This window comes from Maribacter sp. 4G9, from assembly GCF_002742265.1.
Taxonomy (GTDB): Bacteria; Bacteroidota; Bacteroidia; order Flavobacteriales; family Flavobacteriaceae; genus Maribacter.
In genome coordinates this window covers 1-26,360 of record NZ_MDGL01000146.1, presented here as the reverse complement: position 1 = coordinate 26,360, position 26,360 = coordinate 1, and the positions used below count along the sequence as shown (strand labels likewise).

Below are 26,360 nucleotides of genomic sequence, written 5' to 3'. Positions count from 1 at the left end.
CTTCATGGCAAAAAAGATTCACTCCTCAGGTTTTGGCAAGGATTTTATTTGGGGGGTTTCCACCGCCGCTTTTCAGATAGAGGGTGCCCATGACAAACATGGCAAGGGACCTTCCATTTGGGATATTTTCAGCTCAAAGAAAGGAAATATCCGTGGCAATGAGACCGCCAAGACAAGTTGTGATTTTTACCACAGGTACAAGGAAGATATCGACCTGATGAAATCCTTAAATATCCCAAATTTTCGCTTCTCCATTTCCTGGAGCAGGATATTGCCTACTGGTACCGGTAAAATAAATCCGGAGGGAATTGCCTTCTACAATAGGGTCATCGACTACTGTTTGGAACTTGGCATAACGCCTTGGGCTACCTTGTACCATTGGGACCTGCCCCATGCCCTTGAATTGAAAGGAGGTTGGACCAATAGGGAAGTCCTTCAATGGTTAGAGGAATACACCAAGATTTGCGCTCAGTCCTTTGGTGACCGGGTGAAATATTGGATGGTTTTGAATGAGCCGATGGTGTTTACTGGCGGTGGTTATTTTTTGGGTGTGCACGCTCCGGGCAAAAAAAGATTGCGCAATTTCCTGCCGGCCGTTCATCATGCGCAATTAGCTCAGGGTCGCATAGGCCGGTTATTGAGGAAGATAGTTCCCAATTCCAAGGTTGGCACTACATTCTCCTGCTCCTACATTGTCCCCAAAAATAATTCCCAAAGAAATCTTCGAGCGGCAAAAAGGGTGGACGCACTTTTAAACCGTCTTTTTATTGAACCTGTTTTGGGTCTAGGCTATCCCACAAAAGATTTACCTATTTTAAGAAGGCTAAAGCCTTACATTTTGCCTGGGGATATGGAGGAAAGTGCATTTCAATTTGATTTTATAGGTATACAGAACTATACTCGGGAAGTAATACAACACAACTACTTTGTTCCTTATATAAAGGCCAAGATTATTGAAGCCCCCAAACGGAACGTACGTACCACATTGATGGATTGGGAGGTATATCCACCAAGCATTTACGAAATGATACGCAAATACGATGCATATTCCAATATGCCCAATATTGTTATAACCGAAAACGGGGCCGCATTCCATGATACCTTCACAAAGGGAAAAATCAAGGATAAAAATAGAAAGCAGTATCTTAAAGATCACCTGGAACAGGTGCTAAAGGCCAAAAACGAAGGTCTCAACGTTCATGGCTATTTTGTGTGGACACTAACCGATAACTTTGAGTGGGCGGAAGGCTATCATCCCAGTTTTGGATTGGTCCATGTGGATTTTAAAACCCAAAAGCGTACCGTTAAAAAATCGGGTAAATGGTATAGGGGCTTTTTGAAGGTCACCTAAAAACTGTCTCAAAAGCTTTTTAAAACAAAAAAGCCGATGCTCCCATCGGCTTAAGCTAACTAACTCAAAAATTACATGAATCTTAATTACACGCAGGGCAAAAATAAGACCCTATTTTTGAGGATATGTTAAGATAACCTGAGGAATTTGTTATCTTATTTAAAGGCTTGGTGACCTGTAATATCCGCTCCGGTTATCAATAGGTGTATGTCATGTGTTCCCTCATAGGTGATTACACTTTCCAAGTTCATCATGTGGCGCATGATGCTATAATCGCCCGTAATACCCATACCGCCCAGTACCTGTCTGGCTTCCCTGGCAATCTTAATGGCCATTTCAACGTTGTTCCGTTTCGCCATAGAAATCTGTGCCGTTGTGGCCCTACCCTCATTCTTGAGTTGACCTAATCGAAAGGCCAACAATTGCGCCTTGGTGATTTCCGTGATCATTTCGGCCAATTTTTTCTGTTGTAATTGAAAAGCGGCGATAGGCTTACCAAATTGCATCCGTTCCTTCGCATATCGCAAGGCGGTATCATAGCAGTCCATAGCGGCTCCAATGGCGCCCCAAGAAATTCCATATCTAGCAGAGTCCAAGCAACCCAATGGCGCCCCAAGACCCGATTTGTTCGGCAATAAATTTTCCTTGGGCACTTTCACATTGTCAAAAATAAGTTCGCCGGTTGCGGATGCCCTTAAGGACCATTTGTTATGTGTTTCCGGGGTAGAAAACCCTTCCATGCCACGTTCTACGATAAGTCCGTGTATTCGTCCTTCCTCATTCTTGGCCCAAACCACGGCGATATCGGCGAAGGGCGAATTTGAAATCCACAATTTTGCCCCGTTCAGCAAATAATGATCGCCCATATCCTTGAACTTGGTTTCCATACCCCCGGGGTTGGAACCGTGATTGGGTTCCGTAAGCCCGAAACAGCCCATCATTTCACCACTGGCCAGTTTGGGCAAATATTTTTTACGTTGCTCTTCGGTGCCATAGGTATAAATGGGATACATCACCAAGGAGGATTGAACGGATGCCGTGGAACGCACACCACTATCCCCGCGTTCTATTTCCTGCATGATAAGCCCATAACTGATTTGGTCAAGTCCTGCGCCTCCGTACTCTTCGGGAATATAGGGACCATAGGCCCCAATCTCGGCCAATCCACTGATAATCTGATTGGGAAACTTGGCCTTTTGGGCGTATTCTTCTATAATGGGCGAAATATCCCTTTTTACCCATTGCCTGGCAGCATCGCGTACCAATTTATGTTCTTCGGAAAATAAGTCGTCCAAATTATAATAGTCGGGTGCTTCGAATAAATCAGGTTTCATACATACAACTTATAAGTGCAGTAAAAATATAACATTGCCAAAACAATAAGTTACATTTTTAGATAAAAGTCTTTGGTCAGTGCAATATATTCGTTGGTATACATATGCCTTTCCTTTTCTATAATCAAAACTTCAACTTTTGTATCGGCCTTTGTTCTTGAAAATTCGATCAAACTTCTTTTGAAAGGGGCATCTTCATGACCCTTTATATGACAAATTCTCAAAGCATATAGAGCTTCGGCATTCGCCAAATTGATAAAATCCTTCGCTTCCTTGTAGGGAATTATGACCGAAAACCGACCCGGATCGGACAATAATTTGGAGACACCTTTCACCAATTCCGTAAAAGGCAACGTATCGTTCTGGCGCGCCAAGTCCCTAGCGGAGTCCCCACTCGCTACTTTTTCACTGTAAAATGGCGGATTACTAACTATGAGATCATACACCTCGTCCACTTCATCTACAAACTCGTCCCAACCCGCGTGGTAGCAATAGAGTCGGTCGCCCCAAGGGGAAGCTTCAAAATTATCCACACATTGTTCGTAGGCATTTTCATCAATTTCCAGCGCATCGATTGTAAACGCATTAAACCGTTGTGCCAACATTAGGGAAATAATTCCCGTTCCCGCCCCAATATCCAAAATCGATTCTGGCGTATGCTCCAAGCCTGACCATGCACCAAGAAGTACGCCATCCGTTCCAATTTTCATGGCACACCTATCCTGCTGTACCACAAATTGTTTGAATCTAAACGGCTTATTCATTGTATCCTACCAGGTTCCCTAGTTTCCGCACCTTCCATTCCTGTGAGGCTATCTCCCAACTCGGCCCGCATAGCATCGGCCATGGCGGTAATTTCGGCAATAATATCCGGATGTACATCCGCTACGTTGGTGGTCTCACCAACATCGGCCTCCAAATCATACAGCTCAATATCTTTTAATTCCACCAACTTATAATCCCCTGGAAGTCCATCCTTACCGGGTTCCTGACCCTCCATGGTTCTGTAGGTATGGGGAAAATACAGTTTCCATTTTCCATAGCGCACCCCAAAAAGTTCATTAACGCGATAGTAATAGAAATAGGCCTTTTGGGGACTATTCTCGGTTTGGCCCGTGAACAGGCTCCAAGCACTTTTACCATCAATTTTTCTCTTGGGCAAGTTGGTCTCTGTAGCTTCGGCAATTGTCGGCAAAATATCGATGGCCATTACCGGGGTATCGACTACCCTATTGCCAGGGATTTTTCCTGGGTATTTAATCAAAAAAGGTTCTCTCTGCCCCCCTTCCCAAGCAGTTCCTTTCCCTTCCCGTAATGGATATGCACTACCAGCATGATTTCCATAGGCGAGCCAAGGTCCATTATCCGATGTAAAAATTACAATCGTGTTTTCGGTGAGGCCATTTTTATCCAGAGCTTTTAGAATTTCGCCAACGGACCAATCGAGTTCCATAATGACATCACCATACAATCCCCTATCTGATTTTCCCTTGAAGGTATCAGAAACAAACAAAGGGACATGGGGTTGTGGGTGAGGAACATATAGAAAAAATGGTTTGTCCTTGTTACTGTTAATAAAATCGACACTTCTTTCCGTAATCTTCGTGGTCAGATTGGATTGATCGGTAAGGGTATCGATTACTTTTTCATTGTGATAAAGTTCCAGGGGACCAAAATTAAATACCGGCCCTTGCTGTGGATGCAAAGGCCACATATCGTTGGAATAAGGAATTCCAAAATATTCATCAAACCCCTGATTATTAGGCATAAATTTAGGGGCATCTCCCAAGTGCCATTTACCAAAAATTCCCGTAGCATACCCTTTTGCTTTTAGCATTTCTGCCAAAGTAGTTTCCTCTGGGTTAAGTCCAACCTCACTATTGGGCATCAATGCATTATGGATGCCAATCCTATTGGGATAGCATCCCGTCAGTATACCCGCCCTGGAAGCAGAACAAACCGCCTGTGCTGCATAGAAATTTGTCAATTTTAATCCCTCTTTTGCCATTTGGTCCAGGTTAGGGGTATGAATATCATCAGCCCCAAAAACCCCGACATCATTATAGCCCTGGTCGTCCGTAAAGATCAAAACGACATTGGGCGGTCGAATTTTTTCCGATGTAGTTTCTACCTGGGTTTCTTTGCAAGACAGTATTAAAAGCGGGATAAATAAAACGATTCCATTAAAATTTAAATGTTTCATTGACACTTTTTAAAAACACAGCGTTAAAATCCTTGTTAGATGCCATGAATATAGTTAATTTCCGAACGTATATCCAGAATGACCATCACCAAAATGAATTTAAAAAACAAGAAAAACCCCAAGAATTGCGGCTTGCGCTCCGTTTTTTTATTGCAGGCCCTAACGATTCTTTGTTTAATGAGTTGCTCTTCGGAAAAAAGCAAAGTGGACAAAGATAGTGTTGCGGAAGTTATTTCTTCCATGTCCGATTCGCTTCCCGTTGTTTCCCTACCGGAAGGGGTCGACCCTGAGCATGAAGATTGGAAAGGAGCTGATTTAGACCCAAAAACCCCTGTACTTCCATTATATCCCGAAGATGAAGCCAAAAAATTTTTATTACCAGAAGGCTATCATATTGAACCTATCCTTACGGAACCCCAAATTGAACAACCGGCCGCCATCGCCTTTGACGGTAACGGAAGGATGTTCGTTTTGGAATTACGCACCTACATGCTCACTGCCGATTCTGACGGCACCTTGGAACCTACAAGTAGAATTTCACGGTGGGAGGACCTCGATAATGACGGTGTTTATGAAAAGGGAACGGTCTTCGTAGACAGTCTTATTTTTCCACGTTTCGTACTACCCTACAGGAAGGATGCCGTACTGACCATGAATTCCGATGAGGACAATGTGTATAAGTTCACCGATACCGATGGTGACGGCAAAGCTGATAAAAAAGAGCTATTCACTACCAATTATGGACGATCTGGTAATGTGGAACACCAACAGGCCTTTATGTATTACAATATGGACAATTGGCTCTACAGTACATATAACGCCTTTAGGGTACGGGAAACTCCAACAGGGGTCATTCGTGAGAATACGGGGTATAACCGTGCACAATGGGGCGTAACACACGATGATGATGGAAAGGTTTGGTTTTTGGGAGGCGCGAGTGGCCTACCATCCCAATTTCAACAACCCGTACATTATGGTAATTTTGATTATGAGGATACTGACAATTATGCCGAAGCTTTTGAAGAACCATGGGGCGCACCTGTTTTGATAGGCGACCTGCAAGAAGGTATGGACCGGGTTCCAGAAAATAACGGAGGACCCAAACGGGTTACCGGAGCTGCTGGAAACGATATATACAGGGGTGACCGATTGCCAAAAGACCTGTACGGACAGTTATTCTATGGGGAACCTGTAGCCCGTATCGTGCGTCAGGTAAATCCTGTTGTCAATGAAGGCATAACGACCTTGCACAATGTATTTCAAGATCAACAGTCGGAGTTTTTGAGATCTACGGATCCCTTGTTCCGTCCAGTAGATATGACGACCGCACCAGATGGCACCATGTATATTACCGATATGTACCATGGCATCATACAAGAGGGTAATTGGGCGCAAAAAGGCACGTATCTTCGTGCAAAAATTGAGCAGTATCAACTGGATAAAGTCGTTGGACTTGGCCGAATCTGGCGTATTACGCATGATAGCAAAGAACGGGACAAGACCAAACCGAATATGCTCAATGAAACACCGGCCCAACTTGTAAAGCACTTGGAACACCCAAATGGTTGGTGGCGGGACAAGGCACAACAATTGATCGTGTTGTCACAGGATAGAAGTATCGTTCCAGAACTTGAAGCCATGGTTAATAACAGCGATAATACATTGGCTCGTTTCCATGCTTTGTGGTGCTTGGAGGGTCTGGGTTCGTTGAAAGAGAAATTGGTTGAAAAATTGATGGACGACTCCAATCCCAGAATGCGTATTCAGGCCATGCGTGCAGGGGAGACATTATATAAGTCGGGTAAAAAATCACTTGGAGGGGATTATTTAAAACTACTTGAGGATAAAAATGTGGATGTGGCCTTACAGGCCGTTTTGTCGGCACACATTCTTGAAGTCCCATCCTTCGACGTTGCCCTCAAAAAATTACTCAAGTCGAATTCGGCCAAAGGAATACAAACAATTGGTACACAGATATTAGAACCAAAAGAAGTCAAAAATTGGTGGGAAGTTGGCAATAATCAGCTTACCGAAGCCCAAAAGAGCAGCTTGGAAAAAGGAAAGGTTATCTTCAACGAACTCTGTGTACAATGTCATGGAAACGATGGCACTGGAACACCGGTTGGAGATGGTTTGGTCATGGCACCGGCCTTGAGCGGTTCTACCCGGGTACAATCGCACCCGGAATATGTTATTAAAACGGTGATGCACGGACTGGAAGGACCATTGGATGGGAAAACGTATCCCGCAGGTATTATGGTGGGCAACAAAGAACAATCCGATGATTGGATTGCGTCCATCGTATCCTATATACGGACCAATTTATCCAATGAAGCCACCTTGGTATCGGCCGAGGATGTCCATACCGTTAGGACTAAAACAGAGGAGCGCAAAGCGCCTTATGTATATGATGAGTTGATGACATCCGTTCCGCAAATTTTGGTGCCAAGCGAAGATTGGACCATTACGGCAAGCCATTCCGTACCCACACGAATTGGTGGCAGGGCCTCCCCTACCAGTGCATTTAATTTTGAGGGATGGAGTACTGGAGGCAATCAGGAAGAGGGCATGTGGTTTCAAATAGTGTTTCCGGAACCTATGAGCGTCTCCGAAATTCACTTTAACGCAACCCCCATTTCTAGGGGTTGGCGTCCCGGATCGCCACCGCCACTTCACACCTTTCCGCGTGGCTATAGATTAGAAAGCTCCATGGATGGAAGTTCATGGAAAGAAATTGAAAAAGGTGAAGGAGAACAGGCAGATGTTTCCCTGATTTTCGACCCCGTTGAGGCCAAATTTATTCGCATGAGCTTAACGAAAAACTTTGGTCCGCAAGAGGACCGTGAAATACCATGGTCCATGAGACAAATGAAGATTTATGGAGCATCAAAAAAACCTGTATTATGAATAACAAAAAAAACATAGTTTCAAGAAGAAACTTCATATCGAGTTCAGCAGCTTTAGCCATTGGGACAACATTTGTAGGCCCAAATATTTTTGGCAGAAATAGGTTGCTGAATTCACCTGTCCCAAACTCTAAAATAAAAGGGGTGCAAATTGGGGTAATTACGTATTCCTTTAGAAGTATGCCTGACCAAGGTGCTGAAGCTACGCTGCAATATGTATTGGATTCAGGCATTAATGCAATTGAATTAATGGGAGATCCAGCTGAATCCTTTGCCGGCAAACCAGAGAGCTCCTTCGATAGACGTACACTTTGGGGATTAATGCGCTCCAAACGTGAAGGTACCCTCTCCGAAGCCGATGAAAAAAAATTGAGCGAAATGCAAATGGCCATGGAAGCATATAACGTCGAAGTAGCCCAGTGGCGTGCAAAGGTTTCCATGGATAAGTTCAAGGAACTTAAGAAAATGTATAATGATGCCGGGGTAACTATCTATGCATTCAAGCCCAATGCCTTTGGCAAAGACAATACCGATGAAGAAATAAACTATGGGTTCAAGGCCGCAAAGGCCCTAGGGGCATCCCATGTGACCCTGGAACACCCAAGTGATGACGAGCACACGAAAAAATTAGGGGAAATGGCCGCGAAACATGATATCTATGTTGCCTATCACGGACACACCCAACAAACACCAACTTTTTGGGACACCGCTTTGGAACAGTCAAAATACAATGCGCTCAATTTGGATTTAGGTCATTTTGTAGCAGCAGGTAATGAAGCCCCGCTTGAAATTATGAAGGAAAAACATGATCATATTAAGAGTATGCATGTAAAGGATAGACAAACGCCGGAACATGGCCAAGGCAATGTCGTGTGGGGCGAGGGAGATACTCCCCTGGCAGAGGCACTTCAATTGATGCGCGATAATGGATATTCCTTTCCGGCCACAATAGAATTGGAATATGAAATTCCCGAAGGTTCCGATGCCATTGCGGAAGTGAAAAAATGCTTGGCATTTGCCAAAAAAGCATTGGAAGGTTAAGAAAGGTAAAGGTCTACCAAGCCTTCTGGGGTAGCTACTTGAATAATTTTATTTTCCCTATCTACTTTAGTGATAATTTCATCATTGATGGGGATTAACAGTTGCTTATCCCCTTTTTTAATTTCGAAGAGTGCTTGGGAAGTAGTATCGTTTACACCTTCGATTACTCCGATATTCCCATGGACATCATCCAAAACGGAGAAACCAATGACTTCATGGTAGTAGAATTTGTTGCCGGTAAGTTTAGGCAGCATGGTCAAGGGTAGGTAAAGATCGCATCTCATGATTCGATCTGCATCGGATTCGTTCTTTACTTCCTCAAAGTCTATTCGAAGTAGGTTGGATTTATGTAGCCTACAGCGCTGAATAAAAAATGGAACCAGATTGTTTCCCAACGAAACAAATACTGATTCCATATTTTCGTATATCTCCGGGTCATCGGTATCCAGCTTTACCAGTACCTCACCTTTAAAACTATATTTTGAAACGATCTTGCCTAGGTAGAAACAATCTTCCTTTCGCATCGTTGCAAATACTATTCTCCTTCTTTAGGAGCTTCCTCCTCTTTCATTTCAGGAGCGGCAGGTGCCTCTTCTGGAACCTCGGAAGCTTCCTCAACAGCCTCTACCTCTTCCTCTGCACTTTCACCTTCAGGGGTTTCAGGAAGTTCTGCAGCCGCAGCTTCAGCAGCTCTCTTTTCGCTTATTTCTTTTTCAGCAGCCAATGCTTTTGCCTTGGCCTCTTCTTTTGCTTTGTCCAAACCGCCTTTTTTGGCATCGATTGCAGATTCCTTCTCTGCTACCCAAGCATTGAATTTCTCCTCTACTTGCTCTTCGGTCAAGGCTCCCTTGGCAACACCACCTAACAAGTGCCTCTTTAAAAGTACTCCTTTATAAGAAAGGATCGCTTTTGCAGTATCTGTTGGCTGTGCACCGTTCTGCAACCACTTTACGGAACTATCCACATTCAACTCTATGGTAGCCGGATTGGTATTAGGATTGTAGATTCCTAATTTTTCCAAGAATTTACCATCTCTTTTCGCTCTTGAATCGGCGGCAACCACCCAATAAAATGGTTTACCTTTCTTACCGTGTCTCTGTAATCTAATCTTAACTGGCATATCACATTAATTTGTAGGGTGCCCGACCCTTGGTTATTAATTCTATTTATCCTTGAAAAAGGGCTGCAAATGTAATTTAATTAGTTTGATTTGACAACGATTAAACCTGAAAAATCAATTCCAGGATGTTAAATGCATTAAGATACTGGCCAAAAACAAGTTAAACCTATGCTAAACCCCTTTAAATACTTGGGTTTCCGAGATATTACTGTAACTTATACAGAGTAGTTATTGAAAGACAGTAACGAGCGTAAATTTAAATGATAAGAGACATTATGAAGTATTCAGAAAAAATTTCAAATAGATTAAACAATTTATTAACTAGAACATATGATGCCGAGAAAGGCTATAAATTGGCACAAGATAAGGTGGACAATCCAACCGTAAAGAAATTCTTGGCCGATAAAGTGCAACAGCGCTACAATTTTGGCCATGAGCTCAAAAAGGAAATACAGACCTTTGGCGAATTGCCAGAAAAAGGCGGAAGCATCAAAGGAGACTTACACAGAACTTGGATGAATTTCACTACTACTTTCACCAGCGATGATACCGAAAGGATATTGGAGGAAGTTGAAAGAGGGGAAAAAGCAAGTTTGGAAGAGTACAATGAAATCATAAACGACGATGACATGGCACTTGCTCCTTCCACCGAAAATATGCTGAAAAAGCATAGAAACGAGATTAAGGAAGCATTGAACAATGCCAAAACATATGAAGAGGCAGTCTCCTAAGCATTATATTAAATTTGCTGAAAAAGCGGACGTTTTAACGTCCGCTTTTTTATTTCCTATTTATGAGACCTCAAGATGTTCACATTTTGCCATAAATTTATCCACCACAGTTAGCAGCTACCTCTTGCACATCACTTTTAGATTTAAAAACTTTGTCCATAGTAGCTACTGCCCTTATGGTTACCTCCGCATAATCTGGGCCTATTCGTGTAATCACCCCATCAAAGCCATTGAAATGGAATTGTGTAGCGATTTGGTCTCCGCTCAAGGCCCGATTGTTGATTTGGTTTCTTCCCCTTACCTGAACCCGCTGTACGACATTTACTTTAATATTGTCGTAACTTTGAAAGGCATCATAGGCCTGTACAGCACTTTTTGAGGGTACGGTGATTTCCCGTTCCGAGAAGAAGGTTTCACTGGTTTTCCCAGTTGCTTCGCTCCAAACGGAATTCTCAGTAGCAAACTGGGTCGTGACTTGGGTGCTAGCGGTCGCTTCCGCTGAATATGTGGCACCGTTGCCGAAGAACTTCCCTTCCACTTCCAGGCCTAAGGTCAATGATGTGCTTGCGGTACTGCTAGACATGAAAGAAAAGCTTTCTTCCCAACCTACGGTGGTTGTCGTTTCTACATTTTTCTTTTCGCCGATGGTTTGTTTTAACGAACCACTACCGCAATTGATCAACGTACTGTTATAGCTAAACCCATTCTGTGCCGCGGGCAACAAGGGCTCCAAATAGTGGGTTTCGATTTCTTGAACCTCCCAATCGATATTCATGGGTACCAGTCTCACCAACAATTCCTCACCCTCAGCAGCACCTACGGTAAGACCGACGCCGGATGTAACTTTGATAGGTTCAAAATAGGCATCCGTCATGCGGTAAACCCCGTTGCCTACTTTGTGTAAAACAAATTGCTGGTTTAGTCTATCAGATTTTTCGAAACCGACTTTTATTCCGTCATATCCCAAATCCACGATACCGTACTTCAATTGTTCGCTTTTTAAATAGCTGTCCGATGCTTGATGTTTGATATTAAAATGGTTTGCTTTACCGTCTATTGCTTCGAAAAAGAACGATGAATTCTCTTCGTCACCGGTGAATTCAACAGTAGATGTCATACTCAATAAATTGTTAGACAAGTTACTCAACGGGTCATTCGGAATCTCTTGCAAAATCCGACGAAAAGCTGCCCTGTTTTCAGGCATTACTTGGTTGTTATCATACTTTACCGCCTGTATATAATATGGGGTGTTCTCGACTAAGACAACCTCAGTATTCAAATCGGGTAGATCGGTAGGATCACAGGTAGCTGGCGTCGGGTCTGGCTTGAACAAAATACTGGTAAAGGTTTCCGTAAAAATTTCAGAGCCTCCTGCATCGAAAAGTTTGGCTATAACCTGAACCCCGTTTTTGAGGGTTTCCAAATCGGTTTCACTCAAATCTTCAACCGGTAAATTGATCTGACCCATAAAAGCATAGGGATCCAAATCAATGGTTTGAGAAAAATCGGCCGAGGTGCCTTGAACTTCAAGTTGGGCTTTTACGGGGAAATAGCCTTTTTTGGCCAATTCCCTTGTGTTGAGCACCATTCCGATATCCCCTTTGTATGTTTCCAGGTCTTCTTCGGTGATGCCATCGTTTTCGGTAATTTGTCCATCGCCACCACCAGTACTTTCGGGACACCCCTGATTACTAACCGGTCCAACTTGATTCGGACAATTGTCATCGGCATCGGCAATGCCGTCCTTATCGGTATCGACTACCTGTACCGGCGGTACAACTTCATCTTTGCTACATGAAGTGAGGCCTAGGGTCAATACGATCAATAATACGAGTCTAAAAAATCTGTTTTGCGTTTTCATAATTACTTTGTTTTGTGGTTAAACATTAATTTGGTTTTGTGTGACCTGCCCGATTTTGGCCTGCAGTACGTAACCGAGCAAGACCACAAAACTTGATTGTCAACTTAATGACACCACAAACCTAGAGCGCTTGTTCTGGGATTAAAAAAATGGAGGGGGTACGAAAGGGGTACTCAATTTTATTGCAGGGGTACAAAAGGGGTACAGCCTGAAACTGCCTTATTTTGTTAGGGTTTAGGAGGGATTGTATTCAGCGCTCAAATCGACATTATGGTCGTTTCCAAAGAATCTTCGGGTAAAAGATTCATTTTTTTACGCAAACGTTGCCGCGCTTTTTTGACACCGTCAGAAGAAATGTTCAAAATATTGGCGATCTCTTTTGACGAAAGGTTCATTTTGATCAGTGCCATTAAACGGAGTTCATTCTTTGAAATATCAGGATATTTTGAAACCGCCTGTTTTTCAAAATCTTTATGTACAGCCTCGAAATACCGGGTAAAATTTTCCCAGACCTTATCGTCTTGCTGGTCGAAATTGATAGTTCTGATCAGTTCTTGATAGGCCTTGCCGCCACCTTCGGTTTTTTTGAGCGCTGCCGCCTTTTGCTTCAACCCTTCCAACACTTCGTTCTTTTTGGCCAGATGCAGGGCATGCGATGTCAGTTCTTTCTTTTTAAAGTCCAACTCGGCCTTTACACGCTCGCGTTCAAGGCGATTGCGTTTCATCTTTTGCCGGATCCCGTAGTAAATCAATCCAAAGAGTACAATGGTGGTCAATAGTCCCGCGATCAGACCGATGCGCTGCAGGTTCGCGGTACGCCGTTGTTCCTCCAGCAGTGCGATTTCCTTTTTCTGCAGTACGACTTCTTGCCGGCTTTTTTCGGTCTTGAACCTGACCTCGAGGTCGTTCAGTTTTTGTTTGCTTTCCTCGCTGAATACCGAGTCATGTACGGCGAAATATAGTTTTCGATTTTCATAGGCTTTGGCCACATCGCCCAATTTTTCATAAGTATCGGACAGGTTGAGATAGTCATCGGCAATCTCGATATTGTTCGAGGTCTGTTTTGAGATTTCAAGGCTATGCTGAAATTCCTTTAAGGCCGACCGATAGTTACCTTGCTTGAAATGGACTTCCCCAATTTTTTTTTTGGCCATACCTAGCATGGCGGTCTCTCCAGTTTCACTGCTCAGCACCATCGATTTGTCTAGGTTTTCCACCGCCTTTTGTAGCGAATCCATTTCGAGGTAGGCCGAACCTATCAAGTAGTACTGTTCGCCTAGTACCAGTTTTCTGCCTTCTCTTTCAAAAATGGGAACAGCATCAAAGTAGAGTTTCAGGGCCTCTTTGTAATCCTTGGTCTCTACTAGGTTGGTTGCCCGATTCGACCGCGCCAACTGCACCCGGTATTCACTGTTCATGGCACGGGCCATTTTTTCGACTTTCTCGTAATACTCGTTAGAAACTTTAAGGTTGCCCATTTTGGCATACAGCACGGCCAGATTACCATATACAAACATTATTCCTGTTTCATTATTTATAGATTTATGGTATTCCAAAGCCTTTTGGTAGGCCTCAAGGGCTTGCCCTGTTTTGCCAAGGTTTTTTAGGGTAACGCCCAGGGAGTTGTAAATGTCCCCCATTTTTTGTTGGTTTTTGGCCTCTTCGTAGCGAGAAATGGCCTCGTAATAGAGATTTTCTGCTTTTTCAAATTCAGAAATATTGTTATTGTATTGCCCTTCGTTAAGTAAGTACCATCCTTGAAAGCTTTTATCTTCAATGATTTCTACCAATTCTTTGGCCTTGTCCAAATAGGGTTTTCCTTGTATCGGATCATTTCTAAAATAAAATCTGAATAATTCAATATAACTTTTGAACAGCGTTGTGTCTTTTTGAGAAGGTAGCAGATTTACTATACTATCTACTTTTTTTTGCACTATATTCTGGTCTTGGGCAAAGCTAAGGTTAAGGCAAAGAATGAACAGCAGGGAGAACAGCAATTTTTGAATTGTCTTCATCGTGGGTTGGTTTGTGGGATAGTTCTAAAATAGTAATTTATTCGACATTTTAACAGTTCATAGAAGTCTATTACGTATAGTACTTGCGAACCTTTTCACTAATTTTCTATTTTCCGATTTGCATCCTAACTAGGATAGTAACTTATCAAGAAAGGCCATAGTTAAAAAAATCAAACTAAATGGACATCACTGTCGTTTCCAGTGAATCTTCGGGAGAAAGGTTCATTTTTTTTCGCAAACGCTGTCGCGCTTTTTTGACCCCATCGGAAGAAATATTGAGAATATTGGCGATTTCTTTTGATGAAAGGTTCATCTTTATGAGTGCCATCAAACGGAGTTCGTTCTTGGAGATATCCGGGTATCTTGAAACCGCATCTTTTTCAAAGTCCTTATGTACGGCCTCGAAATACCTTGTGAAATTTTCCCACACCTTATCGTCCTGTTGGTCAAAATTGATGGTCCTGATGAGTTCTTGGTAGGCCTTACCGCCACCTTCGGTTTTCTTGAGTTCGGCGGCCTTTTGTTTGAGTCCTTCGAGCACTTCGTTCTTTTTGGCCAGGTGCAGGGCATGGGTCGTCAGTTCTTTCTCTTTAAAGGTCAGTTCGGCCTGTACGCGTTCCCGTTCCAGTCGGTTGCGTTTCATTTTTTGTCGGATTCCGTAATAGATCAAGCTAAAGAGGGCAATTGTGGTCAGTAGGCCTATTATCAATCCGATGCGCTGAAGGTTCGCCGTGCGTCGTTGTTCCTCGAGCAGTGCGATTTCCTTTTTTTGAAGTTCGATTTCCTGTTCACTTTTTTCGGATTTGTATCGCAATTCAAGGGCACTGATTTTTTGGTTGTTTTCTCTACTGAAAATACTATCGTACATCACAGAGTATATTTTTCGGTATTCGTAGGCTTTTGAGATGTTGCCCAACTTTTCGTAGGTATTCGAGATTTTTAGATAGTCATCAACGATTTCGATGTTGTTGGACAACTGTTTGGCAATGGCCAAGCTGTTCTCATAATTTTGCAAGGCCGATTTATAATCTCTTTCCTTAAAGGAAACATCGCCCAAATTGCGGTACGAAATTCCCGATTGACTTTTTTGTTCGATGTCATTATTTAAATCCAAGGCTTGTAAAAAATATCTCTTGGCTTTTTTTAATGAATCCATTTTTAAGTACACCGCCCCTATCAAGTTCAATTGTTCCCCAATAGCAGACTTACGGTTTGTCCGTTCAAAATAAGGCATGGCCCCAAGATAAAGGTCCAAGGCTTCTTGAAACTTATAGACCTTGGCCAAATTTGTTGCTCGGTTCGACCGGGTAATCGCCAAACCATATTCGAGATTATGTTCCAAACAAATAGCCTCTACTTTTTTGTAATAGTCGTTGGATACTTCGAGGTTACCCAATTTTGAGTACAGCTTTCCAATGTTCATGAGCGCAGGGGCTCTTTCTTTCTCGGGGTACCCCAGCGATTCGCTTAATCTTATACTGGTCAAGTACGCCTCAAGGGCAGCCCCGGTTTGTCCCAAATCTTTTGATACAATACCAATATTATTATAAACAGATTGAAGTTTTGCCTGATTTCCCAAATCTTTATACAACACCTTGGCTTGGTTGAAATAGTCAAGTGATTGATTGAAATCACCTAGTTCTTGAAGGGAAAGCCCCTTTTTTTTTAGAAGTTCTGCTTTTAGATATTTGCTGTTCAATCGATTGATAACTGGAGCTGCTGCCTCTAAATAGGGCATTCCTTTTTTAGGGTCTTTGTATATGTATTGGTCGAATATCGTAAAGTAGGTTTCTACCAGTACAGAATCTTTTTGTATGGGAATAAGTTGTAAAAGACTGTCGATATTGGCATTATCAGTTTTTTTGATGTTCTGCCCAAAGGAAAGCGATGAAAAACAAAGCAAAATCGGTATTAACAGATGGTACTTGACAATTTTCATACAGGTTTGGTTTGTGGGGGTGTTCTAAAATACGACATTTCGTTAATAACTCCTTATAACTCCCTTTTTACCTGCCATGGCTTTTCAGTATTTTTATCCTTACTTTTTTTTAGAGTAAGCTCCAAATTCCAAGTATCAAATACCAAATAGTTTTCATTAGTATTTGATATTTGTATTTTTTGGAATTTAAAAAATGAGATTGGCCCTCATTTACTTGAAACAAAATGAATTGTCCAAATATTCCGATCCTTTGGAATTAAAAAGAGCACATGTATTTAATATTCGATACCGAAACCACAGGATTGCCCAAGCGCTGGGATGCGCCTATTACCGATACGGACAACTGGCCACGATGCATACAGATTGCCTGGCAGTTGCACGATGCCATGGGGAACCTTATTGAGCATCAGGATTATTTGGTAAAACCTGATGGTTTCAACATTCCCTACGATGCCGAAAAGATTCACGGTATTTCCACGGCACTAGCGGAACAAGAAGGGGTTCCCCTGGGAGAAGTCTTGGAAAAATTCAATGCAGCCATGGCCCAAACCAAGTTTATCGTGGGTCAGAATGTTGGTTTCGATGTGAATATTATGGGTGCCGAATTCCATAGAATGAACGTTGATAATCCATTACAGGATCTCCCCGTTTTGGACACCTGTACGGAACATACGGCCGAGCTTTGTCAGATTCCCGGTGGTCGTGGAGGAAAATTTAAACTCCCTACCCTAACGGAACTTCACGAGTTTTTGTTCAAGGAACCTTTTGCCGAGGCCCACAATGCAACTGCGGATGTTGAAGCCACCACCCGTTGCTTTTTGGAATTGATACGGTTAAAGCAATATACGGTGGAACAATTGGATGTTAAACCGGATTATTTTAAGAATTTCTCTGAGGCCAATCCGCAGGAAATTCAGCTCATAGGTCTAAAACACATCAATCTCAAAAAAGCCTCCAAACAAATTGCGGATGCCCTTTGGGAAAAGGATACCGGTGGCATTTCAAAAGAAGAGATCAAGGAAAACCTGGCCACTTTGGAGACGGCCACGTTCGCACATTTACATAACCATACCCAATTTTCCATACTTCAATCCACCATCAGTGTCCCTGATCTCATAGCGGCAACCGCAAAGGCTAAAATGCCGGCCGTGGCCATGACGGATCATGCCAATATGATGGGAGCCTTTCATTTTGTGAACGGCATCATAAACCATAATAACGGGGTCGCTGCCAGAAACGAGGAAAATAGGAAACGGCACGAAGCCACCTTGAACGGAAACTTGGAAGAAGGTCAGGAACCCTTGGAAACTCTTCCAGAGCCCGAACTTGAAATCACGCCGATCGTTGGCTGTGAATTTCAGGTCTGTGAAGACCACACCAACAAATCTGTAAAGGATAACGGTTATCAAATCGTCATGCTTGCCAAAAACAAGAATGGCTACCTCAATTTGGCAAAAATGTCCTCCATTGCCTTTGTGGACGGTAAATACTATGTCCCCAGAATTGACAAAAAAATTGTTGAACAATACAAGGAGGATATCATCGTATTGACTGGAAATTTATATGGTGAAGTTCCCAGTAAGGTATTGAACGTTGGTGAGAACCAAGCCGAAGAGGCCCTCTTATGGTGGAAATCCACCTTTGGGGACGACCTGTATATAGAAATCATGCGCCACGGACAAGAGGACGAGGACCGCGTAAATCAGGTTTTGATTCAATTCGCCCAAAAGCATAATGTAAAGTTGGTAGCCACCAACAATACGTATTACGAAAAAAAGGAAAACGCCCACGCCCATGACATTCTTTTATGTGTCAAGGATGGGGAAAAACAGTCGACTCCCATAGGTAGAGGCCGGGGATATCGCTACGGATTGCCCAACCAAGAGTACTATTTTAAGTCCTCCGATGAAATGAAGGAACTCTTCAAGGACATCCCGGAAGCCATCATCAATATTCAGGAGGTAATCGACAAAGTTGAAACGTTCACACTGGCCAGAGATGTATTATTACCCGCTTTTGATATTCCAGAGGAATTTCAGGTCGAAGAGGACAAATTGGACGGAGGCAAAAGGGGCGAAAACAAATACTTGAGGCATATCACTTATGAGGGTGCCAAAAAAAGGTATGGGGAGATTTCCCCCGAAATTGATGAGCGATTGGATTTTGAGCTTCAGGTCATTGAAAAAACGGGATATCCGGGGTATTTTTTAATCGTGGAGGATTTCATAAGGGCAGCACGGCAAATGGATGTTTCCGTAGGTCCCGGTCGTGGTTCTGCGGCAGGTTCCGCCGTGGCCTATTGTCTTTGGATTACCAATTTGGACCCAATAAAGTATGATTTACTTTTTGAGCGTTTCCTAAACCCGGACAGGATTTCCATGCCAGATATCGATATCGATTTTGATGATGAAGGCCGTAGCCGTGTGATGGACTATGTCATCAAAAAATATGGGGCCAACCAAGTAGCCCAAATCATTACCTACGGTACCATGGCGGCCAAATCGTCGATAAGGGATACTGCAAGGGCCCTGGACCTGCCGTTGGGAGATGCGGACCGGATGGCCAAGTTGATTCCCAACATGTCCAAGTTGAAAAAGATCATGGGCATCGACGAGAAAATTCTAAGAAGTAAGTTCAACAGCGACGACCTTGTAAAAATCAACGAGCTCTTGGCCATATCTGAAGGGGATGGTTTGGAGTCCGAAACCCTGAACCAAGCTTATGTATTGGAAGGGTCTTTAAGGAACACAGGAATTCATGCCTGTGGGGTCATCATTACCCCGGATGATATTACCAAATTCGTTCCCGTGGCCTTGGCCAAGGATTCGGATATGTATTGCACACAGTTCGACAACTCGGTGGTAGAAAGTGCTGGTCTGCTGAAAATGGACTTCTTAGGCCTCAAAACCCTGACCTTGATCAAGGATACGGTTAAAATCGTAAAGGCGAAACACGGTATTGAATTGGATCCGGAAAACTTCCCGTTGGATGACGAAAAAACCTACGAACTTTTCCAACGCGGTGAAACCATTGGGGTGTTCCAATACGAATCGCCCGGAATGCAAAAACACATGCGGGCACTAAAACCAACGGTTTTTGCGGACCTTATCGCTATGAATGCCCTGTACAGACCAGGCCCTATGGAATACATACCTAGCTTTATCGCAAGAAAACACGGTACCGAGGAAATCGTCTACGATTTGGAGGCCTGTGAAGAGTATTTGGCTGAAACTTATGGTATCACCGTGTATCAAGAGCAGGTGATGCTCCTTTCCCAAAAGTTGGCAGATTTTACAAAAGGTGAAGCGGACGTACTGCGAAAGGCCATGGGAAAAAAGCAAAAGTATGTCTTGGACAAAATGAAGCCCAAGTTCATCCAACAGGCTTCGGCAAAAGGTCATCCGGAGGATAAACTGGAAAAAATATGGAAGGATTGGGAAGCCTTTGCCGCATATGCTTTCAATAAGAGCCACTCAACTTGTTATGCTTGGATAGCCTACCAAACGGCCTATTGCAAGGCCCACTACCCTGCCGAATATATGGCGGCAGTTCTTAGTAACAACATGAACGACATAAAACAGGTGACCTTCTTTATGGAGGAATGTAAGCGTATGGGATTGGATGTACTTGGCCCGGACGTCAACGAATCCTACTATAAATTCGCCGTAAACAAAGAAGGAGCGGTACGTTTTGGCATGGGTGCCATTAAAGGGGTTGGAAAAGGGGCCGTAGAAGCCATTGTGGACGAACGTAAGAAAAACGGACCTTATAAATCCGTTTTTGATATGGCAAAACGTATCGATTTACGAGCAGCAAACAAAAAAGCGTTTGAAAACCTGGCGCTTGCCGGTGGTTTTGATTCCCTGGGAAATTCCCACAGGGCACAATACTTTCATAATGATGGAGATGGGATTACGTTCCTGGAAAAAGTAATTAAGTACGGAGCCAAATTTCAAGAGAACGAAAACTCGGCCCAAGTAAGCCTTTTTGGTGACGCCAGTGAAGTTTCCATACCGGAACCCGTTGTGCCCCCCTGTGAGGAATGGGGCACCATGGAAAAATTGAAAAGGGAAAAGGACGTGGTAGGAATTTATATTTCCGGACATCCACTAGACGATTTTAAAACGGAAATCAAGGCGTTTTGTAATGCCAGCCTGTCCCATTGCAACGATTTGGCGAGTTATGTAAACAGGGAACTCACTTTCGCAGGTGTTATAACGGACGTGCAGCATAGAATTTCAAAGAACGGCAAGGGATGGGCCTCATTTACCATGGAGGACTATACGGACACCTTTGAATTTAGGATTTTTGGAGAGGAATACCTTAAGTACAGACACTTTTTAATGCTCAACTCCTTCGCCTACGTCAAATTGTATGTAAGGGAAGGTTGGGTAAATAGGGAAACCGGACTCAAGGGCGAGCCAAGAATGCAGTTCAATAGCTTTATGTTATTACAGGATGTCATGGAGTCCTTCGCCAAAAAATTGACGATCAAACTCAACATCGATGAATTAAAAGAAGCCCAGGTGCATCAACTCAAGGACACCTTGGTTTCCCACAAGGGAGACCACCCTTTAAACTTTGTGGTGTATGAAATGCAGGAGCAGATTAAGGTACGATTGAGCAGTAGAAAACAAAAAGTTCAGATTTCCAGTGAGCTTTTACAAAGACTGGAAGAACAGCAGGTTCATTTTAAACTAAATTAGCCTTAAGTCTTGGATCCCTTGAAGAAAAAGATATTCTATGTTCTTGGTTTGTTAGTAATAGGCTTTATCGCAGTAAAGCTTTACAATTATCTTTCTGGACCTTCCCAAAGGTATTCGGACCTTAAGGTTATTGCCTACCATTATAACGGCGAAGGTTATGTTGGATCGGCAACCTGTATGGAGTGCCATAAGGATATCTATGAATCCCATTTGGAAACAGCACATTTCAACACTTCCACCTTGACCACTATAGACAATATCCACGGTAGTTTTAATGAAGGAGAGAATACGGTGTCCTTAATGGATGCCGATATTTCAATAATGGTAAAGAATGGAAAACCCTTTCAGCATGCGCAGATAAAGTACGGAGACCATAAGGTTTTTGATTGGAGCATGGATATCACGATAGGTTCGGGATTAAAGGGGCAATCCTATTTGACCAATCAGCCAGATGGACTGTTCCAGTTGCAAGCATCCTATTTTGTGCCCACTGATTCTTGGATCAATAGTCCCAATTACACAAACAGGTTAAATCCATTACGGCCTGTAAACGACCAATGTCTAAAATGCCACGTAACGTTTGCCAAAAATAGCAATGAAAACACAAACTCTAACAAGTACGATATTTCCAAAATAGCATTGGGCGTTGATTGCGAAAAATGCCATGGCCCGGCTGAACGTCATGTAAGGCTTCAAAGAAAAAGCAATGGAATACTAAAGGATACAACATTAATTGGTCTCAAATCATTATCAAGACAACAGCGTTTGGACGTATGTGCTTCATGCCATTCCGGATTAAGAAGCAATCAAATCCAAAACCCCTTTAAATTTTTACCTGGGGATACTTTGTCAAAGTTTTCAAAAAACTTCAACTCACTTAGACCTAGCACATCTTTGGATGTCCACGGTAATCAATTCGGATTATTGACCAGTAGCAAATGCTTTACGGCATCCGAACAAATGGACTGTATGACCTGCCATGACCCCCATAGGAACCAAAGAGGACAAAAAGCCTATTTCAACAGTAGATGCATTACCTGCCATCAACAAAATAAGACAACATGTTCGGTTTCAAAATCAAAAATGGCAGCAATGAACAACGATTGCATTCAATGCCATATGCCGGTAATTCCTTCCAAGAGTATGCAGGTACAATTGACTAAATTGGACAAGGCGACCCCTATTGGAGTAAGAACACATAATATTGCCATTTACCCCGAGGAAACCACAAAAGACTAAAATAGGATAGATTACATCAATCCTTAAATAACCAAAACGAATACCATAAGCGTAAGGAAACCCTAGAATATTTGACTAACTTTGTATAATCTATTAAAAGTATAAATCATGGCATTAGAAATAACAGATGCTACTTTTGACGAAGTAGTTTTAAAAAGTGATAAACCAGTAGTAGTAGATTTTTGGGCTGCCTGGTGCGGACCCTGTAGAATGGTAGGGCCTATAATCGATGAAGTAAGCAACGAATATGAGGGCAAGGCTATCGTAGGCAAAGTGGACGTAGACGCCAACCAAGAATTTGCAGCCAAATACGGGGTAAGAAACATTCCTACCGTTTTGGTCTTTAAAAATGGTGAAATTGCAAGTAGACAGGTGGGTGTTTCCCCTAAAAAGGTGTATACGGATGCTATAGATGCCCTATTATAAAATTTATTTTTAAATCATATTGAGAAAGGTCCGGTGTAAAACCGGACCTTTTTTTATCCTATCTTTAAGCTGTGGATATACGGCAAGAACTAAATAACGCTTCGCTTTTCCCCAACTTGGAGCTGTTGGCGGACCAAGTGGTGGAAGGGTTTATCAGTGGTATCCACAAAAGCCCCTTCCATGGTTTTTCTGCTGAATTCGCCGAACACAAAATCTATAATAATGGGGAAAGTACTAAGCATATCGACTGGAAGCTATTTGCAAAGACCGATAAGCTTTATACCAAAAGATACGAGGAGGAGACCAATCTAAGGTGCCACATGATATTGGACAACTCGGCCTCCATGTACTACCCAGAAGTAAGAACACAGACCATAGGAAACCTTAATAAAATTGGTTTTGGGATTTTGGCGATTGCAGCCCTGATGAATGTGCTAAAGAAACAAAGGGACGCCGTGGGTTTAAGTATATATTCGGATGATTATCATTATTATACCCCTGAAAAAGGAAGTGAACGACACTTTCAGATGTTATTGGCCAAATTGAACGATATTGGGGCTGAGAAAGATGTGGCCAAGGAAACAAGAACCTACACGTATCTTCACCAAATAGCGGAAAAAATAAAGAGAAGAAGTCTCATATTTCTTTTTACGGACATGCTCCAAACTGAAAAAGAGGATGAGGAGCTATTTGAAGCACTCAGGCATTTAAAGTATAACAAACACGAAGTTGTACTTTTTCATTTGATGGATAAGGAATTGGAATTTCACTTCAATTTTGACAATACACCCAAACGTTTTTTGGATGTGGAAACAGGGGAACATTTAGATCTTTATGCCGACAACATCAAACAGGCATATGAGGACAGTATACGCAAGTATTTTGTGGCCCTTAAACTAAAATGCGCCCAATACCGCATTAAATACGTGGAGGTAGATATAAAAAGGGATTTTTCTACCGTCCTGAACACATTTTTGGTTGAGCGAAACAAATTTCTGTAGTAGCGAATATTTTAAAAGAAAATGTTTGTGCAATTGAATAAGCAATGTATATTTGCACACGCTAAACGCCACGGTCTGGTAGTTCAGTTGGTTAGAATACCTGCCTGTCACGCAGGGGGTCGCGGGTTCGAGTCCCGTCCAGACCGCTAAAGCCTCGATTTTTCGAGGCTTTTTTATTTATAAGTATTTGATATTCAATGTTATAAAAATATTAATGTTAAATAAAAGTTAACAAACGTGCTGCAATCGTGCTGCATTCTTGCCTCTTTTTTACTTCTTTGCAGCATTTTACAACATTAATGATTTTGGAATTTAAGCCCTGTAAATTGTTTTAAAATAGGTTGCAACTATTTTAATTTTATTTTCAAGAAAATCAAAGTATCAACTCATATCTCGTACTTCTTGCTTTGCCAATACGTCTGAAAAACTGTTTTTAAGTATCTTTTGAAAATTCTTTACACTGCCCACTTCGACGTTTTTATTAATTTACTAGACTTTTTAGTAACTATGATATCTTCAAAATGTAGCCTTACCCGTTTTGTAGCCTTCCCCTTTTTAGGACAATGCTAAATTCATAAAATTATTATCAATGTTCATCGTTTCGGGGAAGTATTCTTCCCCGAAACGGTCTTTGTATTCCCTTGGCGACATATCCCCCAATGATGAATGCGAAAGATAGTCACAGTCATTTTGTTGCCAATTATATTTCATGAGCCAATTAAAATTCTTATTCGGCTCAAAAAAAGTAAAAATATGAGTTGATTACAGATTTTATTCAACTCAACATAAATCACCGGCTTTTTATAATAGCCATACAAAATGAAAGGACCGTTTTATTGAACTATTGTCAGATTGCAGGTTCGCTATTTCCATAAAGTCTATTTGTCGGTACTGAACAAATAGTCTACATTTTTACCTTTATTTATACTTAACCTATATGATTTTTGGATATGCCAGTGTAAGCACCCGTGAGCAGAACTTGGACCTTCAACTTGATGCCTTCCTGTTTATTTATTTAATCATCTTCAGTTAATTGTATTTATTTTAATTACTTTTTGGCAAATGAGGGTAAAGGATCAATTTCTGTTTCACCGTTTATTAGTTTCAATGATAGGTCTGCAATTTCAGCAAGAATATTTCGAATATCTCCGGCATTTGAAGCAATATATAAACCTTTTTTAGAAGTTAGTTCTAACAGAGAATAAGTTGTCATCCCACGTACTCCGCCTGTATGTCGTAAATAAATTATATTACCCTTTTTAATCACTCCAGTACCCAAACCATAGTCACTTCCGAATTGCGGTTTCTGAATCATTCTCACAGATTTTGAATTTAAGATTGATTGACCTTTAAAAGAGCCTTGATTCAATTGTGCAATATAAAAATTAGCCATTTCTGGCGCAGTTAAATAAATGTCGCCTGCAGGAAAAACATCAAACATGTATTGGTATTCGGGAACAGATTTATTATTATTATTTAGATTGTATGGTAAGGCTAATTCTTCCACCATACTTGGTGTTGGAACTACTGGACCTTTAGAATCAATTTGAAGTGGTTCAAGAATATGTTTTATTATATATTCCTGGAATGTTTGTCCAGTGATTTTTTCAATAGCCAGACCAACAAGGGCGTAACAATGATTACAATATTTAAAGTTTAACCCTGGTGGTTCTTCAGCGCTAATCTCTAAAGCAATTTCTTTTAATGTTTTAGGAAGCTTTCTTTCCCAAATAGGAACAATTTCAATAGGTCCTTTTAATCCTGAATGATGACTTAATAAATGACGGAAAGTTACGGGTGACCCCTCACCCGAAAAATCATTAATGGCGGACTCTCCAAGATAATCGTTGATAGGATTATCAATATCTAATTTCCCTGCTTCAGCCAATTGCATTATCGCCGTTGCAGTAACGAATTTAAAATTTGAACCGGTACTATAGATAGTGGAACTGGTTGCTGGAAGTTTTTTCTTAACGTTTGCATACCCGAAAGCTTCAGCCCAAACAATAGCATCGTCTTTAATTAGTGCCAAAGAAATTGAGGGTATACCTGTCTCTTTTAGAATTTTATTTATTTCTTGAGTTAGTCTTTTTTTAGTTTGTTCCAGATCAAAACTATTTTCTGTTTGATTAACTTGAGAAATAGCATTTTTCGATATTAGGAAGAGACTAAATAATAATAGGAATAAAATTTTATTCATGATTTGTAGTTTTTTATTTAATAGATGAATGTTTAAATTAAAATTCGATTTAATGTATTTTTACATAGCGCTATACGCCATTTTATGAACTCATTTTAAAAAAAAAAAGGGACTATCTCATAAAGTGTGTAAATAAAAAAATAGCGGGGGCATGCCCCCGCTATTTTTTTAACTTTAAATTTTCACACCATTATGAAGAACGAGGAATTATTCGACGACAATTTTTTTAAACAGTTCAAGACCGGTGACGAGCTCAACGGTTTTTTGAAGGCACTCCAAAAACGCGG

18 protein-coding genes and 1 tRNA gene are annotated in these 26,360 nt (G+C 41.8%); 9 read left to right on the top strand and 10 right to left on the bottom strand.

Features of this window, described 5'->3' with window-relative positions:
- Nucleotides 1-4: 4 nt before the first annotated feature.
- On the top strand, nt 5-1,351 hold the full coding sequence (locus BFP75_RS14020) for a GH1 family beta-glucosidase (RefSeq protein WP_099545997.1): 1,347 nt from the start codon (nt 5-7) through the stop codon (nt 1,349-1,351).
- 155 nt (nt 1,352-1,506) lie between these two features.
- On the opposite strand, the gene BFP75_RS14015 is transcribed toward BFP75_RS14020, so the two are convergent.
- The 3 genes from BFP75_RS14015 to BFP75_RS14005 are packed head-to-tail and all read right to left on the bottom strand — an operon-like array spanning nt 1,507 to nt 4,888.
- The gene (locus tag BFP75_RS14015) at nt 1,507-2,685 is read right to left on the bottom strand and encodes an acyl-CoA dehydrogenase family protein (protein ID WP_099545996.1); all 1,179 of its coding nucleotides are present in this window, start codon (nt 2,683-2,685) and stop codon (nt 1,507-1,509) included.
- 50 nt (nt 2,686-2,735) lie between these two features.
- Entirely contained in the window at nt 2,736-3,449 is a 714-nt protein-coding gene (locus tag BFP75_RS14010) for a tRNA1(Val) (adenine(37)-N6)-methyltransferase (protein ID WP_099545995.1), read from the bottom strand.
- The gene (locus BFP75_RS14005; protein ID WP_099545994.1) at nt 3,446-4,888 is read right to left on the bottom strand and encodes a sulfatase; all 1,443 of its coding nucleotides are present in this window, start codon (nt 4,886-4,888) and stop codon (nt 3,446-3,448) included. Before BFP75_RS14005 ends, BFP75_RS14010 begins: the two co-directional genes overlap by 4 nt.
- A gap of 78 nt (nt 4,889-4,966) precedes the next feature.
- On the opposite strand from BFP75_RS14005, the gene BFP75_RS14000 reads away from it, so the two are divergent.
- Together BFP75_RS14000 and BFP75_RS13995 are read left to right on the top strand one after the other, a co-directional pair.
- Nucleotides 4,967-7,795 carry a discoidin domain-containing protein gene (locus BFP75_RS14000; protein WP_240531795.1) on the top strand — a complete coding sequence of 943 codons (2,829 nt, stop codon included), beginning with the start codon at nt 4,967-4,969 and terminating at the stop codon, nt 7,793-7,795.
- The gene (locus tag BFP75_RS13995) at nt 7,792-8,835 is read left to right on the top strand and encodes a sugar phosphate isomerase/epimerase family protein (protein ID WP_099546003.1); all 1,044 of its coding nucleotides are present in this window, start codon (nt 7,792-7,794) and stop codon (nt 8,833-8,835) included. The genes BFP75_RS14000 and BFP75_RS13995 overlap by 4 nt, the downstream gene beginning before the upstream one ends.
- On the opposite strand, the gene rimM is transcribed toward BFP75_RS13995, so the two are convergent.
- Nucleotides 8,832-9,359, bottom strand: a complete 528-nt coding sequence (rimM, locus tag BFP75_RS13990) for a ribosome maturation factor RimM (protein ID WP_099545992.1) — start codon at nt 9,357-9,359, stop codon at nt 8,832-8,834. The two genes, BFP75_RS13995 and rimM, sit on opposite strands and share 4 nt — an antisense overlap.
- Before the next feature lie 11 nt (nt 9,360-9,370).
- On the bottom strand, nt 9,371-9,955 hold the full coding sequence (locus tag BFP75_RS13985; RefSeq protein WP_099545991.1) for a 30S ribosomal protein S16: 585 nt from the start codon (nt 9,953-9,955) through the stop codon (nt 9,371-9,373).
- Nucleotides 9,956-10,230: 275 nt separating this feature from the next.
- Here BFP75_RS13985 and BFP75_RS13980 point away from each other — a divergent pair, with 275 nt between their 5' ends.
- Nucleotides 10,231-10,686 (top strand): ferritin-like domain-containing protein, encoded by a 456-nt coding sequence (locus tag BFP75_RS13980; RefSeq protein WP_099545990.1) that lies wholly within the window; start codon nt 10,231-10,233, stop codon nt 10,684-10,686.
- A gap of 97 nt (nt 10,687-10,783) precedes the next feature.
- Here BFP75_RS13980 and BFP75_RS13975 read toward each other — a convergent pair whose 3' ends face one another.
- The 3 genes from BFP75_RS13975 to BFP75_RS13965 form a co-directional block, all read right to left on the bottom strand.
- Nucleotides 10,784-12,547: a hypothetical protein gene (locus tag BFP75_RS13975; RefSeq protein ID WP_099545989.1), complete on the bottom strand. Its 1,764-nt coding sequence runs from the start codon at nt 12,545-12,547 to the stop codon at nt 10,784-10,786.
- Between the two features lie 257 nt (nt 12,548-12,804).
- Entirely contained in the window at nt 12,805-14,562 is a 1,758-nt protein-coding gene (locus BFP75_RS13970; protein WP_099545988.1) for a tetratricopeptide repeat protein, read from the bottom strand.
- 175 nt (nt 14,563-14,737) lie between these two features.
- Nucleotides 14,738-16,501, bottom strand: coding sequence for a tetratricopeptide repeat protein (locus BFP75_RS13965; protein ID WP_099545987.1), 1,764 nt, complete (start codon nt 16,499-16,501; stop codon nt 14,738-14,740).
- Nucleotides 16,502-16,770: 269 nt separating this feature from the next.
- Between BFP75_RS13965 and dnaE the strand changes: the two genes are divergently transcribed.
- The 5 genes from dnaE to BFP75_RS13940 all read left to right on the top strand — a co-directional run bounded on the left by dnaE (nt 16,771) and on the right by BFP75_RS13940 (nt 24,019).
- Nucleotides 16,771-21,207, top strand: a complete 4,437-nt coding sequence (gene dnaE / locus BFP75_RS13960; RefSeq protein WP_099545986.1) for a DNA polymerase III subunit alpha — start codon at nt 16,771-16,773, stop codon at nt 21,205-21,207.
- 18 nt (nt 21,208-21,225) lie between these two features.
- Nucleotides 21,226-22,446 carry a cytochrome c3 family protein gene (locus BFP75_RS13955; RefSeq protein WP_123803471.1) on the top strand — a complete coding sequence of 407 codons (1,221 nt, stop codon included), beginning with the start codon at nt 21,226-21,228 and terminating at the stop codon, nt 22,444-22,446.
- A 108-nt stretch (nt 22,447-22,554) separates the two neighbouring features.
- Nucleotides 22,555-22,872: a thioredoxin gene (gene trxA, locus BFP75_RS13950; protein ID WP_099545984.1), complete on the top strand. Its 318-nt coding sequence runs from the start codon at nt 22,555-22,557 to the stop codon at nt 22,870-22,872.
- A gap of 71 nt (nt 22,873-22,943) precedes the next feature.
- On the top strand, nt 22,944-23,873 hold the full coding sequence (locus tag BFP75_RS13945; protein WP_099545983.1) for a DUF58 domain-containing protein: 930 nt from the start codon (nt 22,944-22,946) through the stop codon (nt 23,871-23,873).
- Nucleotides 23,874-23,945: 72 nt separating this feature from the next.
- Nucleotides 23,946-24,019 (top strand) — tRNA-Asp (locus BFP75_RS13940).
- Between the two features lie 409 nt (nt 24,020-24,428).
- Here BFP75_RS13940 and BFP75_RS21890 read toward each other — a convergent pair.
- Both BFP75_RS21890 and BFP75_RS13935 read right to left on the bottom strand, forming a co-directional pair.
- On the bottom strand, nt 24,429-24,584 hold the full coding sequence (locus BFP75_RS21890) for a hypothetical protein (RefSeq protein ID WP_165776604.1): 156 nt from the start codon (nt 24,582-24,584) through the stop codon (nt 24,429-24,431).
- Between the two features lie 337 nt (nt 24,585-24,921).
- The gene (locus BFP75_RS13935) at nt 24,922-26,073 is read right to left on the bottom strand and encodes a serine hydrolase domain-containing protein (protein ID WP_099545982.1); all 1,152 of its coding nucleotides are present in this window, start codon (nt 26,071-26,073) and stop codon (nt 24,922-24,924) included.
- Nucleotides 26,074-26,360: the final 287 nt, after the last annotated feature.